This window comes from Halorubrum rarum (assembly GCF_048380895.1).
GTDB lineage: Archaea > Halobacteriota > Halobacteria > Halobacteriales > Haloferacaceae > Halorubrum.
In genome coordinates this window covers 171411-186905 of sequence record NZ_JBLWMN010000002.1, presented here as the reverse complement: position 1 = coordinate 186905, position 15495 = coordinate 171411, and the positions used below count along the sequence as shown (strand labels likewise).

Below are 15495 nucleotides of genomic sequence, written 5' to 3'. Positions count from 1 at the left end.
CATCCTCCCCGTGCTAAAGCGCGAGGATTCCTCCGTTGGGGGTTCGGCTACCGGCCCACGGAGGCAACTTGCGGGTTCGTGCGCACTTCTTTGGGACTTTCATGAGGGTCTGGTTTCCCCGACCAATCGTGGTCGTCCCACTCGAATCGCACGGGCCGTGCCATCGGCCTGATTTCGCAATCGCTGTTTACTCGAAGGAACGTCTCTGACGCCGTGAGGTCGGCGTGCCCCTCGAATCCACACGGACACGTCAGCGTATCCCCGTGGCGAACCGTCTTCTCGTGGTCGCCACACTCGGGACACGTCTGACTCGTCCACACCTCCGACTCGGCTTCGAGGCTGATTCCGTATTCCTCACAGACGCATGCTAGACGGTGGATGAACTTCTTGAACGCCCAGAAGTTGTGCGTCTTCTCGTTCACCCTGACCGACCAGTGCGTTTCCAGCACGTCGGTTAAATCGCCCACGTACACCGTCGCAACACCTTCGTTGTACAGCCGTTCAACGAGGTCGCGCACGAGCGTGTTCTGTGCGTGGTCACGGCGTTTCGTCCGCTGTCGGTACAGCCGTCGAATCCGATTCGAGGAGTATCGCCCCTCTCGGAGTTTCGACTGTAGGCGGGCGATTTCGCCGGTCGTCTCGCGGAACCGTCCGAACAACTCTCGACCGTCGTAGAGGTACTGGTTCCCAGTAGTCGTGGAACAGGCGACGAGGTTGTTCGCGCCAACGTCGAGGGCGGCTTCGTGAGAAGCCAGTGGTGAATCCAGTCGAGAATCAGGTACGGTGACTGGTTGGAAAGCCCTAAACGTGTCGCTAACCTCGTCGTATTCGAGTTCCAGACGACCCTGTTTGCCGTCCCACTTCGGATTGCCTCGGAGTTCGAGGCGGAGTCGTTCGTGGTAGCCGAGTCCGTATTCGTCTTTCAGTTCTTGCCCGACAGGGATTTCGAGGCGGCTACGCTTGCCCCACTGAATCGTGTACTGGTTGCATCGGATGTAGGTACGGAGTTCTCGTCCGTCCTCCTCGTTGCCCCAGTACGATGGTGGGTTGGCGTACTCGCCTTTCTCCTTGAGGGCGAAGAACGACCGCCACGCTTCGCTGTTCTTGCGCGTGACCTGTTGGACGGTCGCGCTTCCGATGACGCCGTTGTAGCGCCCTCGGTACTCGGAGGTGTCCCACACGTCGCCGTCACCGAAGTAGTTCTGACGACGTTCGTAGGTCAGTTCGTTCCACAGGGAGGCGGAGGCGTCGAGTAGCCGTAGAAGGCACTCTTTGTCTTTCTCGGTCTGTGGAACCACCTCGAAGGTGTTGACGCGCTTCATTCGTCGTCCCCTTCCTGTTCAGCGATGTACTGTTCGACAGCGCCCTTCGAGGCACTACCTGCCGTACCGACGTAGTACGAGCGAGTCCACTTCACGCGGTCGTCGTAGCGTTGGTTGTACTTGCGGGCGGAGATGCCCTTGACCCAATTGACGATGAGTGACGGGGCGTTCTTCGGTGGACTCCCGATGAACAGGTGTACGTGGTCGGGCATGACCTCGGCCTCGGCCAGTTCGAGGTCTTTGTCCTCACAGATTTCCGCGAAGATGGTTTCGAGACGTTCCTTCGTCTTCCCCGTCAGGTGCGAACGCCGATATTTCGGCACGAACACTATGTGGTAGTAGAGTTCGTATTTCGCGTGACGGGTACTCTTCACCATCTGTGCATACTATCACGGTCAGATGCGTTAAAGGTTGCGTTGGAACCCCGTCTATGCCATCGACGGCGGTTGAATACTGTTAGTCGGCTTCATCCCCGCCCTGAAGGGCGAGGCTTTCGCCTCGAATTTTCCGTAACACCGTTTCGCGGTAGCGGGTCGACCGGCGTTACGCCGTTTGCGGCTCTGACACACGAAAGCGCGAATCTTCGACCCCGTCGGACTCACGTCCGACGCGGGGACGGTATCAACTCGACGAGCGACGGCGTCGAGACGGTGCTCACGCTCTCGAAGCCGTCACATATGCTGTCCCCAGAGACCACGGCCCTTGGTGACCTCGACGTCGCCCTCGACGCGGGTCTGACACGCGAGCCGAACGTCGTGGCTCGGATGGTGTGGCGGGAACCACAGCCGGGCCGCCTCCTTTCGACTCGGGTCGCTCACCTCGCCGTCGACCGTGACGGCGCAGGTTCCACAGGACCCCATTCCTCGACAGTTGAACTGCTCGGCCTTGCCGTTGTACACGGAGAGACCCGCGTCCCGGAGCACGTCGCGCAACACGTCACCCTCCTCACACTCGATCTCCTCGCCCTGATAGTACACGGTCGGCATGAGTCGTGTGAACGTACACGACCGAACACCATAGGTGCTGGTGTCCGAACACCATAGGTGCTGGTGTCCGAACACCATAGGTGCCGGTGTCTCGTCGTTGTCGCCGACGGGTCGTTTTTTACGTTCGGACGCCGGAGGGGGTGATAATGGGACTTAGGTGTCTGCTCGGGCACGATTTCGACGAGCCCGCGCTCGAGCGCGAACGCGAGGAGGACGGCAACGAGGTCGTCACCACTGTCCGGGAGGTGAAAACCTGCGCTCGCTGCGGCGAGACGCAGATCGTGAGCGAGAACACGGAGGTCACGACTATCGAGCAGCTCGCCGATCAGGCGTCCGCAGCCGACCCGGACGAGCCGGAGCCAGCATCCGTCGATTCCGCCGCGAGCGCCGAGGCCACCGACACCGCCGAAGCCGTTGACTCGGCGGTCTCGACCACCGCCTCGACCGGCTCCGCGCACGGATCCGGAGACGAGGAGGTCGGGCGACCCGAGGACGCGACCGGTGACGAGACGGCGGTGTCCGACGCATCGATCGGGAGCGGTTCCGACGACGGTGCGGAGATCATCGACGCGGGGACGGACGATGCGGGCGATGCGGGCGACGCGGGTGCCGCGGACGACGGGGCCAACGCGGACGATACGGATGGGGTCGCCGATGACGGCTCGGTCACGATCGACGAGGATGTCGACGTCGCCGAGGGACGCCCCGATGACGACACGGCGTCCAGCGTGATCGATGACGGCACTGCGAGCGACGACGGTTCCGGTCCCGCGACTGCCCGATCTCCCGGAGCGTCGACTGACGCGAGCGTCGAGGAGACCGCGGAGCCGGACGACGGCGTGATCCTCGACGACGACGATTCCTCCGACGAGCCGGACCGAGACCACGGTGCGTGGCCGTCGGTCGAGGCGGACGACGCTCGGGACGACGAGCCGACGCCGTGGCCCGAACATCACGCCGAGGACGAGGGGTACGACGCCGAGGTCGGCACCGGGGGAGACAGCGGCGTCGAGTTCGGCGGCGGGCTGACTCCGGAGTCGAGCGACGCGGTTCCCGAGGGCGATGCGGCTCCCGAGGACGACGCGGAGTTCATCGAGGCACCGGACGCCGGTGCATCCGAGGGGCGGATCGACGCGGGGACCGAGAGAGACGGATCGGCGACGATGGACACGGGGATCGCCCGCGGCGAGAGCCCTGAGCTTCAAACGTCGACGGAGGAGGAGACGACCGAGTACTACTGTCCGGCCTGTGAGATGACGCGGAGCGCGGACGGAAACTCGATGCGTGCGGGCGACATCTGCCCCGAGTGCAAGCGCGGCTACGTCGACGAGCGACCCATCTGACGGTCGGGACTCTCACGAGCCCTGCTCCGTCTGCGAGGCCGCCACGAACGGCGACGTGTCACCCAACTGCGGCCGTTGATCCGTGACGAAACTGGTTTACGCACCCCTATCGAACGGTCGCGGCATGAAAGAGTACAAGATGCGCCGCGGCGAGCATCTGGACGATCGCATGCCGGACCTGAAGGGCTCGATCGAGGAGTACTTCGGCGAGATCACGGGAACCGAGGAGTGGAACGGCCACGAGCTGTACGTCGTGGGCGACCCCGACAATCCCGTGTTCGAGCGCATTCTCGCAGGAGCCGCCGAGTACGGCGGCAAGAAGGACAAGCTCGCCGTCCACTTCGAGGAGCGCCCGGCGGAGGACGTCATCGCGGAGGGGAACGCGGACGCCGCCGCCGACGCCGTCGACGCGAAAAACGAGTTCCTCCTGGAGGCGACGGGCCGAGACGCGAAGTCCCGTCGGGACTCGCTGAAACGCGACGTCGAGGACGACGCGCCGGAGTACTGAGCGACCGGGCCGTATCGACGAGCGCGCCTCCAAGCTACGTGATCATTCGTGTGTACAGCAGCAGCAGCACCGACACGAGCGAGACGAACACCAGCCAGCCGACGATGATGATCCCGATCTGACGGGTCGTGAGATCCTGACCGCTGAGGAGGTCGCTGATTCCCATGCTCCGATACGTCGATAGGGGCGTATAAATAGGTTAACCGATCGGTGTCCCGCGGTCGTTCCCGAACCGAAGATACCTGGAATCGACGTTGCGATCGCGGTCGGCGGTGTCGCGTGCTCAGCCGGGAACGACGATCACGACGCTCCGACGGACGGTTCGGTCCGGTTCGACCAGTTGGACGTCGAACGCGACGGCGACGACGGTCGGTTCTCCCGCCCGTTCCTGTATTACGACGCCGCCGTGTACGGTCGGTTCGTCGAAGTCGGCGGTGACTCCCGTCCGCCAGTCCCCCTCGACGACCCACTCGTTCGCCACGTCGGGTGCGTATTCGATCGTGGCGGCTCTTCCCTCCTCGACCCGCGCAGTTTCCACCCGATCGACGTCGTCGCGGATCGATCGTCGGAACGTCGTTGCGGCCGCCTCCGGACTCGCGTGTCCGCCGTGCGCCACGTCGCTCGCGGCGGATTGAACGGACTGTTCGATCGCGAGATCGATCTCGCTCCCGGGCGCGGGACCGGTCGGCTCCGCGGCGACGTCGCCCGCATAGCCGAGCTGTAAGTACGCCAGGACGAGCGGGAACAGCGCCAGTGCGATCGCCGCGGCGGCGACGAGCACCAACTGGCCTCGATCGTCGTCGCCCCCGAACTCGAAGCGGTGGCTCACGCGTACCACACCTCCACTATCACCTCTCCGGCCGGCGTGACGACCGTCGCACGACCGATCGTCGTGCCGCGTGGGGGATCGAAGCCGACGCTCCCACCCGGCGTCGTGACGCGATACAGCAGGTTATCCGGTAGGATCCGATCGACGCGCCGGTCGAGCGCGTCCCGCTCGCGATCGAACGCCTCCGCGTCGGCCACCTCCACTACCCGTGTCGCATCACCGTGTCTGGGCGGTTCGTTCGCCATCACCGTCGTCGTGTCGGACGCGTAGGCGTCGAGCTGTGCCTCGGTCGTCCCCGGATCCGGAAGCGCGATCCCGAAGCTCGCGGCGACGGTTAACACGAACACGACCCCGACGGCGGCTTCGACCAGCGAGAGCGACAGCTGTGCGCGCTCCGAGCTGGAACCGCCCGCATCCGCTGCCAACGCCGACGGCATCCGTCCGGATGTCGACGCCGTTCGGTCAGACGTCGGCCCCGTTCGGTCAGACGTCGACGCCGTTCGGTCAGACGTCGACGCCGCTCGGTCAGACATCGACGGTCACCGCCACGATGGCCTTCTCCGTGGTCTCCGGGAACGCGTGGACGGCGACGGTGCCTCCGTTCCCGTCGGCCGCCGCCGTGAGCGTCTCGTACCGGCTCGTCTCGACTCTCACCGGCACCGCGTCGTCGTCGATTCCGTTCGGGTCGTGGACGACGACTCGGTCGTTGACGCGGACCGTCCGTACGTCGCCGTCGATATCGATCCGGAGGGATCCGGTCCGTCTCGGTATCGTCAGTTCGTCGTCTGGTTCCGTGCTCGTCGTTCCCCGCCACGTGTCGGTCTCGGCGACGAGTGCGATCCGACGGACCGTGGTTCCACCGTCGGGGTTCCCCCGTTCGACGACCGTCTCGTCGCCGACGCGGATTCGCACGTCGGCACCGTCCGTTTCCGGTGCGAGCGTCGTCACGTCCGCGGGCGTGAACTCGGCGAGCGCCGCCGCGTCCAGCACGTTCCCACGGCGCGTGTGATCCGCGTCGGCCGCGACGAATCGATCGGCGGCCGAGACGGTCACCCCACGCTCGTTCGCGTCCCGTTCGGCGCTCAGATACGCTCCCTCGGCCATCGCGAGCGTCATTCCCGTGACCGCCGTGAGGACGACGAGCGCGACCGCGAGCACCGGAAGGTTCGTCTGCCCTCGGGACCCGGTCGCTCTTTCCGTCGTTCGTCGTTCTCGCGTCCCGGTCGTTCGTCCGCCATCGGTTCCGTTCATTCGTCGTCCTCCAATCTGACGATCACTCCGTCCCCGTCGGACGCCGTCCGAACCACGATACGTCCGTCACCCCCGGACCACTCGCCTCGTACGTCGACCACGTACTCCGGGAGCGCGAGCGCGTACGACCCGCCGACGGCCGAGTGCGGATGATCGAGTTCGATCCGGGGCCGATCCCGTGTCGCATTCGTCGTTCCCGGTCCGATCTCGGGTCCCGTGGCGACGATCCGATAGCGCTCGGACCGGATCGCCGTCGGCAGATCGACGCGTGCTTGCACGTGGACGCGCTCGGCGTCGGGCGGGATCGCGCTTTCGATCTCGTTTCCGGCGGCGACGACGGTTCGATCTCCGATGTCGGCCGCCGTCGCGGAGCGGTAGTCCGGGACGACGCCCGCGTACAGTCCGGTGGTGATGACGCCGATAAACAGCACGACGATGCCGGCCTCGAGGGTTTTGGCTATCATCGGCGTCACTGCGCGCTCCGTCGACCGCCCGCCTGCTCGCCCTCGATCACCCATCTCGGACCTCCGTGTCGATCCGATGGACGACGACGTGTGCCGTGCGTTCCCCCTCGAACGTCGCGACGACGCTCGGGTGGTCGTCGCCGTCGAACCGTCCCGTCTCGACGGTCGCTCCGGCCTCCTCGAACGCACGGACCCACGGATCCGGGAGCGGTGTTTCGACGGCCATCGTCCATTCGCCCGTCCGATCCTCGATGACTCGTTCGTGGCTCACGTCGCTGACGAGCGTGTGCGTGTTCGGCCCCGACCCACCGACGGAACGCGGCTCGACGGCGAGGTCGACGACGCCGAGCACGACGATGTCGTCGGACGCCGACACCGATGGACCGCTCGCTATCGATCGGCTTCCGGCGTGATCGCGGACGATCGCACCGCCGACCGCGGTGACGCTGTACTCGCCACGGTCATACACGAGCGCGTCCGTCACCCGGCTCACGGCGAGATCGTCCCCGTGGAAGACGCGGATCGTTCGCGTCTCCGCTCGCAGCGTCCCGTCGGTGTACGTGACGTGGCCAGTGTGGGTCCCCGTCCCCTCGACCTGCTCGATCGCATCGTCGAGGTCCGTCGCGACGCGATCGACGTCGCCGACCGCCGCGTTGCTGTCGACGACCGTGCCGACCGTGGCGGTGAGCGCACCGAGACTCACCATCGTCAGTCCGATCAGCAGCGCGACGCCGATGACGTGTGACTGCCCCCGAGCGACGTTGCCGCCCGTCATACCATCCCACTCCCCACGAACACCACGTAACAGGTCGCGACGAGCAGCCCCGAGTGTAACAGCGCCTCGTACGGGCCGCGGGAGGCGGTTCCGGCGAACCAGCCGGACGCGAGCATCGTCGCCTGCGTCACGACGTAAAACCGGAATCGTTCCCGGTCGGGCTGGACGGCACCCGCATCGAGCGCGAATCCCGACGTCTCAGAGAGCTCCGACAGCTGTGCGAACCCGTCGATCACCTGCGTGTTGACGGCGACGACGATCCCGACGACCAGCAGGGCGGTCGTCCACCCCACCGCGACGTACACGAGCATCGCCGATCGAAGCGCCTGCTTCTCGTGATACAGCCGCCCGATCTCGGTCTGGAGCGTCTCGAAGACGGGCTCGGCGTCGCTTCCGGCGTTCAACGCACCGGTCACCAGTCCGACCGACTGCTCCGCCAGCGGCGTCCCGACCCGCTCGACGAAGCGATCGAGAGCGGCCGTCCGCAGATCGGCGGCGGTATTCGTCCCGTTCGACCCGCTGACGGGCCCCGAGACGGCCCCGTTCTCGGCGGGGTCCGAACGAGGCTCTGCCGCCGTCGTCAACGAGAGGTTGAAGGCGAGATCGGCGACGTCGTCGTTCAGCGCGCCGAGGTCGACGTCCCGAGCGACCGCGTCGACCGCCTCCGGGAACGGGCGACCGAGCGAGACGTGCTCGGAGACGGCGTGGACGAAGTCTTTGATCTCTCGGTCCTTCGCGTCGTCGATCCTCGCCCGTCGGACGGCGACGCTCCCGACCGGAACCGTGAACGCGACGTACGCGAGCAGTCCGGCGTTCACGGGCGAGACGTCGGCGAGCGCGAGTCCGACGCCGACGGCGAGCGCCGGCACCGCGAGCACGACCCCCGCACTCGCCGGGTTGGATGGGACCGACGTCACCACCTCGACGACGGTGTCCGGGAGGTCGTATCCGACGCGCTGGTCGGCCGGACGCAGGTTCTCCACCGTCATCGCTCCCGCAACCCCGACGACGACGACGAACGCTGCCGACCCGTATACGACGATGACCCGCGTCGAGACGGATCCGAGCGGCGTCGTCACCGGGCGGGATAGTCCCGGTGCGAGCACGCTCATCACGGTCAACACGATCACTAACAGCGCCGGGAGAACCAACACGACGATGAACAGCTCTGCGAGCAGTTCGAGGTACCCCTCCGCCCGCTTGCGTGCGCGCTCCTGTCGGTAGCGAAGCATCCGACCCTCCATACGGAGGTAGTTCGAGAGGGCGTCTTCCCCCTGATTGGCGTGTTCGCGGAACTTCAACAGGAACGGTGCAAGCAGGTTCCGAGAGGGCGTGTCGCGGGCGACCCGACGGAGTCCCTCGTCGAGGCTCCCCGTGAGTCGAGCCGTGTTGAGCGCCTTCCGGAGCGACACCGCAGTCGCTCCGTACGCGTCGCTTGCGGCGGTCTTCGCTATCATCTCGCGGGCGTCGTCGCTGCCCGACGAGAGGGCGTTGAGATATCGAACCGCGCCGGGAAGCGTCCGCTCGATCGCTGTCCGACGCGCCGATGCGAGCCATCGGAGGTAGATCCCGCCCAACCGGACCGTCGCGTGTTTGGCGGCGATCGCGGCGACGCCGCCGACGGCGGCCCCGACCCAGAGCCGGGGGACCTCGTCGAGGCCGACCGTACGAACCGGGAGCGCCGCGGCGAGGGCGGCGTCGACGAACGCGACGACGCTCGGCGAGAGCGCGGACACGACGAGGAGCGCCGGGACGAACACGACCAGATACACCACCCACGAGACGCCGTACGTCCGCGCGAGGAACACGTCGAAGCTCATCCGGAGATCCGTCCCGCGGTACCGCTTTCGGTCGGCCGCGTGACGCCGTTCGTCGGCGTGGCGAGCGAACAGCGCGTACAGCCCCCGATCGAGCACTGAGAGGTCGTCGTTCCCGCCGAAAACGCCGGCGGTCGCGTTTCGGGACGACGACCCGGGCGATGACCCGGACGACGATCCGGCCGTCGTCGCTCCCGATCCGGTGGTCACCGTTGCCCCTCCGCGTTCATCGTCCGCGCGGCGCGTTCGACGGTCGCGGCCTCGTCCGTCCGGAGGTCCGCGAGGAACTCGAACAGCTCGTCGAAGTCGGTGACGCCGTCACGGACGAGGTACTGTACGTACCGGTGTTTCCGGTCGAACTCCGTCTCGACGTCGGAGACGTCCCGATCGGTCCGATCGGCGAGGCGAGCGAGCGTGTGTAGCCGATCGGGACGGTCGCCGTTTGCTCCCCCTGTCGCCTCTGCGGTCCCCCTCGTGGATGCATCGTCGGACAGCCGTCCGGCCAGGCGGAACGTCCCGTCCGTGTCACGCCACGCGACCGTGTTGTAGTGCACGGACGCGCCACCTTTCTCCACGACACCGGCTCCGCCGTGTTTCGGGTTCCCCGTGGCGCTCCGCTTCGCCTCCGGCGCGAGCGACTCGTACTCGCTCGCCGAGAGCAGTTCGATGACCTGTGCGACGTACCGCTCGCCGCCGACGTGGTGCGGGAAGACCACGAGATCGAGTTCTCGGAGGAGATACGGCGGTAGTCCCTGTTCGATCACGCGGTTGACGAGGGTCTCGACGTCCTCTGCGTGCGTCGTTCCCACGATCCCGTGGCCCGTGTTCAGACTTTCGCCGAACGTCTCGAAGCTGGCGGGAGTGTTGATCTCCGCTATCACCTCGACGTCGGGATTGAGGTAGTTCGTCTCCGTCATCAGCTCAGCCATCGTTACGGCTTTGTACTCGTTTTCGTGCTCGCGAGTCGTGAGCGAGACGCCGGTCTCGTGCGGGAGTCGCACCTCCCGTGACCCCTCGTCGATCGAAATCGGCCGGTCGTCGAACGGGATGAATGGCATGTGGGCGTTCATCAGCGTGGTCTTCCCGACCCCGGTCGGTCCCGAGAAGAGGACGACGCCGTGGTGTTCGTACAGCAGCCACAGCAGCGTGACGAGCTCCGTCGAGAGCGCATTCCGCTCGATCAGGTCGACGGGCGTCATCGCGTCGGGGGCCTGCTTTCGGATGGAGACGTGCGGTCCGCCCTCGGAGATGACCGGGAGCGCGACCGCACACCGGATCGTCTCGGCGACGCCGTCGACGTCGAGGTTCACCTTCGCGGACGGCGTCGACGCGTTGAGCTCGGTCCCGTCGTGTGCGGCCAGCTGCGTCACGACGTTGATAAACGACGTCTCGTCGTCGAACGTGAGGTTGGTCGGTACCCGTTCGTCGATACCGCCGAGGCCACCGACCGCGCCGTCGGTCTCCGATCGACGCTGCTCGCCGTCGCTTTCGAGGATCGACGCTCGGGGAACGACTTTCACGCGCTCGCCGACGCGGTTCGCCTCGATGTCCTCCAAGTGCGGATCCCGGATCGGAACCGTGAGTATGCCCTCGCCGACGAGGTCGCGGAGGACGTAGTACACCAAGTCGTCGAGCCGGTCGCGGGCGTACCGGGAATCGACGGGGGGAACCGCCAGATCGTACTCGGAGAGCAGGGACCGGGCACGGACGCGGGTGGCGTCCAGCCACGCCCGCGTGTTCCGGGCGGTGAGCCGCCGCGAGAGGAACCGCCGCGCTCGGTCGTCGACGAACGCCTCGCGGTCGTCGACCACGTCGTCGACCGTGCTCTCCCAGATCCGCTCTTTGCACTCGCGGATCAGCTCCTCGTCGCCGGGGAGCAGATCGGGCTCGCGTACGGCGTACTTGGTCGTGAACTGATCGGAGCCGAGCAGTCGCTCGCGGTACACAACGATCTCGACCTCGAACCCGGCGAACTCGACGGTGTGTCGGGTCACCCGCTCGCCGGCGACGTGTTCGACGTACGGTGCGTTGGTGTCGATCCCCGTTTCGAGCGGCGCGAACGACTCCGTGTGGACGATGAGCTGTTCGTCGTCGCCGACGTCGGCCACCTCGATCCGGTCGTCGAGCGCGATCGGCGTGAGATCGTCCAACAGCCGAAGCTCGCTCAGCGCGTGGTAGCTGATCCGGCGGCGTGCGGCGGGCGTTACCTCCAGCAGTCGGTCGAGCGCGCGTTCGTACTTCGGCTCGAATCCCGCTTCGGCGCGCTCGACGACCCCGGCTCGCGTCAGCGGTCGTCGGTGTCGCACCGTCGAGAAGTGGTCACGGACGGTGTCGAGTGCCCGATCGTCCGCCGCCGACAGCGGGGGTTCCCGGATGTCGTACGCGAACCGTCCGTCATCGTACTCGCGGACCGTCGCGACGACCCCCGGCTCGGGCGTGTACTGCGCGCGCGTCCGCGGGGCGTACCACGCCTCCGGGTCGTCGGGCGGCACCGGAGCCGGCACCGATCCGTCCCGTTCGCTCGTTCCGTCGCCGATCCGCAAGGTAGGTCCGTCGGTCACGTCAGGTCACTCGGCGTCAACCCGGGTTGTCTCGCGATCGGGTTTAAGGGTTTACTTCTCCCTCCGCGTAGTTTCAAAAAACACAAACAAACGGGGGCGACCCGACCGGCGCGTTCTCGCTCACGGAGTCGGACGAATCGGGCTCGACCTCCGGGTCGGCCGGACCAGATCTGACTTCTGAGCAGGAGTGGAGAACGCGGACGCTGCGTTTCCGGTGGATCACCCTGACTTCCGCAGGTGCGGTGGATCACCCTGACTTCCGCAGGTGCGGTGGATCCCCTGACTCACGGTCGACGCGTGCCGGAACCGTTACCAACCGTCCCCACACGTATTGAGACAACTCGAATGCGACTCCCGGAACGACAGCTCGCGGTCCTCGAAGCCGCGAGCGCGACGGACGAACGGACGATAGCAGCGATCGCCGCAGAGACCGGGCTCAAACCCGAGACGGTGACGGGTGCCGTCTTCGATCTGCGTGACGAGGGACTGCTCGCGGTCACCGAGGCGACCGACGAGCGCGCCGAGCTCACCGAGGAGGGGCGACGCTACGTCGACGACGAGCTCCCGGAGACGCGGCTGTACCGCGCCGCGCTCGCCGCCGGAGCGGACGACGACCCCGCCCCCATGGGGCAGGTCATCGGCGGAGCCGACCTGGAGGGTCCCGAGGTCGACATCGCGCTCTCGAACTTCCCGCGCAAGGGATTCGGCGCGATCGACTCCGGCGAGCTCTCGATCGATCCCGACGCCGATCCGGACGCCGACCCGGAGGCCGCGGCGCTCGCGGCGCTCGCGGCCGGTGACGACGACGGCACGGCGGCGCTCGCGGACGTCGAGGAGGGGACGATCGACCGGCTCGCCTCTCGGGGGCTCGTCGACCTCGCCGAGCGAACGACCCGATCGGTCACGCTCACCGACGCGGGCGTCGACGCGCTGATGGCGGGCGTCGAAGCCGCCGAAACGGTCGGCGAGCTGACGCCGGAGCTGCTCGCCAGCGGCGAGTGGCGCGACGTCGACTTCTCCGAGTACAACGTCGAGGCCGATGCCCCGGCCGCGCAGGGCGGGCGGAAACACGTCCTCCGGGGAACCGCGGATCGCGTGAAAGACGTGCTGGTCGGTATGGGCTTCCAGGAGATGGAGGGCCCGCACGCCGACAGCGACTTCTGGATCAACGACTGCCTGTTCATGCCGCAGGACCACCCGGCGCGGACCCACTGGGACCGGTTCGCGCTGGACGTCGATCCGATGGAGTCGATCCCGGACGAGCTGATCCGGCGGGTCGAGGCGGCCCACCGCGACGGGTGGGGGATCGACGGCGACGGCTACCACTCGCCGTGGTCCGAGGAGTTCGCACGCGAGATCGCCTTGCGCGGCCACACGACGTCGCTGTCGATGCGGTACCTCTCCGGTATCGCCGGAGCCGAACTGGAGCCGCCCCAGCGCTACTTCTCCGTCGAGAAGGTGTACCGAAACGACACGCTGGACCCGACGCACCTCCTCGAGTTCTTCCAGATCGAGGGATGGGTGATGGCGGAGGACCTCTCCGTGCGCGACCTGATGGGCACCTTCGAGGAGTTCTACCGTCAGTTCGGCATCGAGGGGATCCGATTTAAACCGCACTACAACCCGTATACTGAGCCGTCCTTCGAGCTGTTCGGCGAACACCCGGAGACGGGCGAGGAGATAGAGATCGGCAACTCCGGCATCTTCCGCGAGGAGGTGACCGGCCCGCTCGGCGTCGACTGCGACGTGATGGCGTGGGGGCTCGCTCTCGAACGGCTCGCGATGCTCACGACGGGCGCGGAGGACATCCGCGACCTCCACGGGACGCTGGCCGACATCGACTTCCTGCGGAACGCGGAGGTGACGTACTGATGCCCGTCGTCGACATCGACCCCGACGAGCTGCGCCAGCTGGTCGGTCACGACGAGAAGGACGACGCGGAGCTGAAAGCGGACCTGTTCGGACTCGGACTGGAGTTCGAGGGCGAGACGGACGACGGCGACCTCCAGTTCGAGTTCGCTCCCGACCGCCTCGACCGTCTGAGCGTCGAGGGGGTCGCCCGCTCGCTCCGGTACCACTACGGCGACGCCCGCGGCGTGTACGTCCCCGAGACGAACGACGCCGAGTGGACTATCGAGGTCGACGAGTCGGTGCCCGACGAGCGACCGTACGTCACCGGCGCGGTGATCCGCGGCGTCGATCTGGACGAGAACGCGCTCGATTCGCTGATCCAGCTCCAGGAGAAGCTCCACGCGACGATGGGCCGCGGCCGCGCGAAGGGCGCGATCGGGATCCACGACCTCGCGATGATCAAGGGTGCGCCCATGCAGGAGGGGACGGAGCGATCGATCACCTACCGCGGCGTCGATCCCGAGGGAGACACGTTCGTCCCGCTCGACTCGAACGACGAGTTGACGCCGGCGGACGTCCTCGTCGAGCACGACACCGGGACGACGTACGCCGACCTCGTGAGCGAGTACGACCGCTACCCGGCGATCTACGACGAGCTGGGACTGTTCTCGTTCCCGCCCGTTATCAACGGCAAGCGAACCGAGGTGACGACGGGCTCTCGGGAGCTGTTCGTCGAGCTCACCGGCACCGACCAGTGGACGATCGACAAGATGTGTACGATCATCTGTTACGCGCTCTCGGCCCGCGGCGCGACGATCGAGGAGGTCGACGTGGCGTACGCCGACGGCGCGACACACCCCTCGGAGTACGGGGCCGAACTCGTCCGCCCGAACCTCGACACCGTCGAGAAGTCGGTGACCCACGACCGGATCGAGACGCTGCTCGGCGTCGACCTCGACCGCGAGGAGGTCGTCGACTGCTTCGAGCGCTCCGGGCTCGACGCGAGCTACGCGCTCGACGAGGAGACGACCTACGAGGTGACGATTCCGCCGTACCGCGTCGACGTGCTTCACCCGCTGGATCTGATCGACGACGTCGGCCGCGCGTACGGTTTCGACCGCCTGGAGCCGCGCTACCCCGACGTCGGGACGGTCGGCGGCCGACACGAGCGCTCCCGCCTGGAGGACGCGGTTCGGACGAGCCTGATCGGGCTCGGATCCGAGGACCTGTTGAACTTCCATATGATATCCGGTGTGGAGAACTACGACCGGATGCGGATCGAGGCCGGGACCGACGTCCTCGGCGGGGGCGACCCCGTCGAGATCACGGAGCCGTACAGCGAGGATTACACCCAACTGCGGACGTGGGCGCTGCCCTCGCTGACGATGCTGCTCGAACGCAACACCCACAACGCGTACCCGCAGGACGTCGCCGAGGTCGGATTCGTCGCCGAGCGCGACGACGCGGAGAACACGAACGTCGCCGAACGCCGGCACGTCGCCGCCGCGCTCGCCCGCCGTGACGCCTCCTACGAGGCTGCGAAGGGGCGGCTCCAGGCGCTGTGTAACGCCTTCGGCGTTGAACTGGAGACGCCACGGACCGAGCATCCGTCGTTCATCGAGGGGCGCGCTGCGAGCGTGGTCATCGAGGGCGAGTCGGTGGGAGTCATCGGCGAACTCCATCCGGCGGTGCTCGTCGAACACGACCTCGAACTGCCGGTCGCCGCCTTCGAGTTCCACCTCGACGCGCTGGCGTAACTCCACTTCGCGTCCGAACCATCCCCGAACC

15 protein-coding genes are annotated in these 15495 nt (G+C 66.8%); 4 read left to right on the top strand and 11 right to left on the bottom strand.

What is annotated here, in order from left to right:
- Positions 1–47: 47 nt before the first annotated feature.
- The 3 genes from ACNSN7_RS02615 to ACNSN7_RS02605 all read right to left on the bottom strand — a co-directional run bounded on the left by ACNSN7_RS02615 (position 48) and on the right by ACNSN7_RS02605 (position 2308).
- The gene (locus ACNSN7_RS02615; RefSeq protein ID WP_418280439.1) at positions 48–1322 is read right to left on the bottom strand and encodes an RNA-guided endonuclease InsQ/TnpB family protein; all 1275 of its coding nucleotides are present in this window, start codon (positions 1320–1322) and stop codon (positions 48–50) included.
- Entirely contained in the window at positions 1319–1699 is a 381-nt protein-coding gene (gene tnpA / locus ACNSN7_RS02610) for an IS200/IS605 family transposase (RefSeq protein WP_418280438.1), read from the bottom strand. Before tnpA ends, ACNSN7_RS02615 begins: the two co-directional genes overlap by 4 nt.
- 294 nt (positions 1700–1993) lie before the next feature.
- Positions 1994–2308, bottom strand: a complete 315-nt coding sequence (locus ACNSN7_RS02605; RefSeq protein ID WP_418280436.1) for a 2Fe-2S iron-sulfur cluster-binding protein — start codon at positions 2306–2308, stop codon at positions 1994–1996.
- Between the two features lie 146 nt (positions 2309–2454).
- Between ACNSN7_RS02605 and ACNSN7_RS02600 the strand changes: the two genes are divergently transcribed.
- Both ACNSN7_RS02600 and ACNSN7_RS02595 read left to right on the top strand, forming a co-directional pair.
- Entirely contained in the window at positions 2455–3651 is a 1197-nt protein-coding gene (locus tag ACNSN7_RS02600) for a DUF7093 family protein (RefSeq protein WP_418280435.1), read from the top strand.
- A 124-nt stretch (positions 3652–3775) separates the two neighbouring features.
- Positions 3776–4159, top strand: coding sequence for a DUF5611 family protein (locus ACNSN7_RS02595; RefSeq protein ID WP_418280433.1), 384 nt, complete (start codon positions 3776–3778; stop codon positions 4157–4159).
- A 34-nt stretch (positions 4160–4193) separates the two neighbouring features.
- Here ACNSN7_RS02595 and ACNSN7_RS02590 read toward each other — a convergent pair whose 3' ends face one another.
- From ACNSN7_RS02590 to ACNSN7_RS02555, 8 genes are all read right to left on the bottom strand, one after another.
- Positions 4194–4325: a hypothetical protein gene (locus tag ACNSN7_RS02590; RefSeq protein ID WP_418280432.1), complete on the bottom strand. Its 132-nt coding sequence runs from the start codon at positions 4323–4325 to the stop codon at positions 4194–4196.
- A 117-nt stretch (positions 4326–4442) separates the two neighbouring features.
- On the bottom strand, positions 4443–4988 hold the full coding sequence (locus ACNSN7_RS02585; RefSeq protein WP_418280431.1) for a DUF7261 family protein: 546 nt from the start codon (positions 4986–4988) through the stop codon (positions 4443–4445).
- Complete coding sequence (locus ACNSN7_RS02580) at positions 4985–5425, bottom strand: DUF7262 family protein (RefSeq protein ID WP_418280429.1); 441 nt, start codon at positions 5423–5425, stop codon at positions 4985–4987. The genes ACNSN7_RS02585 and ACNSN7_RS02580 overlap by 4 nt, the downstream gene beginning before the upstream one ends.
- An 88-nt stretch (positions 5426–5513) precedes the next feature.
- Complete coding sequence (locus ACNSN7_RS02575) at positions 5514–6239, bottom strand: DUF7263 family protein (protein WP_418280427.1); 726 nt, start codon at positions 6237–6239, stop codon at positions 5514–5516.
- Positions 6236–6757, bottom strand: coding sequence for a DUF7266 family protein (locus ACNSN7_RS02570; RefSeq protein WP_418280426.1), 522 nt, complete (start codon positions 6755–6757; stop codon positions 6236–6238). The genes ACNSN7_RS02575 and ACNSN7_RS02570 overlap by 4 nt, the downstream gene beginning before the upstream one ends.
- Complete coding sequence (locus tag ACNSN7_RS02565) at positions 6750–7478, bottom strand: DUF7289 family protein (RefSeq protein ID WP_418280425.1); 729 nt, start codon at positions 7476–7478, stop codon at positions 6750–6752. Before ACNSN7_RS02565 ends, ACNSN7_RS02570 begins: the two co-directional genes overlap by 8 nt.
- The gene (locus tag ACNSN7_RS02560; RefSeq protein WP_418280589.1) at positions 7475–9394 is read right to left on the bottom strand and encodes a type II secretion system F family protein; all 1920 of its coding nucleotides are present in this window, start codon (positions 9392–9394) and stop codon (positions 7475–7477) included. Before ACNSN7_RS02560 ends, ACNSN7_RS02565 begins: the two co-directional genes overlap by 4 nt.
- A 107-nt stretch (positions 9395–9501) precedes the next feature.
- Positions 9502–11856, bottom strand: a complete 2355-nt coding sequence (locus ACNSN7_RS02555) for a type II/IV secretion system ATPase subunit (protein ID WP_418280423.1) — start codon at positions 11854–11856, stop codon at positions 9502–9504.
- A 345-nt stretch (positions 11857–12201) separates the two neighbouring features.
- On the opposite strand from ACNSN7_RS02555, the gene pheS reads away from it, so the two are divergent.
- Positions 12202–13728: a phenylalanine--tRNA ligase subunit alpha gene (gene pheS / locus ACNSN7_RS02550; RefSeq protein ID WP_418280421.1), complete on the top strand. Its 1527-nt coding sequence runs from the start codon at positions 12202–12204 to the stop codon at positions 13726–13728.
- Positions 13728–15464, top strand: coding sequence for a phenylalanine--tRNA ligase subunit beta (gene pheT, locus ACNSN7_RS02545; RefSeq protein WP_418280420.1), 1737 nt, complete (start codon positions 13728–13730; stop codon positions 15462–15464). The genes pheS and pheT overlap by 1 nt, the downstream gene beginning before the upstream one ends.
- Positions 15465–15495: the final 31 nt, after the last annotated feature.

Bases quoted from the DNA above. Each gene is read 5' to 3' on its own strand.
- pheS (WP_418280421.1), top strand. From the start codon at position 12,202: ATGCGACTCCCGGAACGACAGCTCGCGGTCCTCGAAGCCGCGAGCGCG.
- ACNSN7_RS02605 (WP_418280436.1), bottom strand. From the start codon at position 2,308: ATGCCGACCGTGTACTATCAGGGCGAGGAGATCGAGTGTGAGGAGGGT.
- ACNSN7_RS02600 (WP_418280435.1), top strand. From the start codon at position 2,455: ATGGGACTTAGGTGTCTGCTCGGGCACGATTTCGACGAGCCCGCGCTC.
- pheT (WP_418280420.1), top strand. From the start codon at position 13,728: ATGCCCGTCGTCGACATCGACCCCGACGAGCTGCGCCAGCTGGTCGGT.
- ACNSN7_RS02575 (WP_418280427.1), bottom strand. From the start codon at position 6,239: ATGAACGGAACCGATGGCGGACGAACGACCGGGACGCGAGAACGACGA.
- ACNSN7_RS02580 (WP_418280429.1), bottom strand. From the start codon at position 5,425: ATGCCGTCGGCGTTGGCAGCGGATGCGGGCGGTTCCAGCTCGGAGCGC.
- ACNSN7_RS02570 (WP_418280426.1), bottom strand. From the start codon at position 6,757: ATGGGTGATCGAGGGCGAGCAGGCGGGCGGTCGACGGAGCGCGCAGTG.
- tnpA (WP_418280438.1), bottom strand. From the start codon at position 1,699: ATGGTGAAGAGTACCCGTCACGCGAAATACGAACTCTACTACCACATA.
- ACNSN7_RS02565 (WP_418280425.1), bottom strand. From the start codon at position 7,478: ATGACGGGCGGCAACGTCGCTCGGGGGCAGTCACACGTCATCGGCGTC.
- ACNSN7_RS02590 (WP_418280432.1), bottom strand. From the start codon at position 4,325: ATGGGAATCAGCGACCTCCTCAGCGGTCAGGATCTCACGACCCGTCAG.
- ACNSN7_RS02615 (WP_418280439.1), bottom strand. From the start codon at position 1,322: ATGAAGCGCGTCAACACCTTCGAGGTGGTTCCACAGACCGAGAAAGAC.
- ACNSN7_RS02595 (WP_418280433.1), top strand. From the start codon at position 3,776: ATGAAAGAGTACAAGATGCGCCGCGGCGAGCATCTGGACGATCGCATG.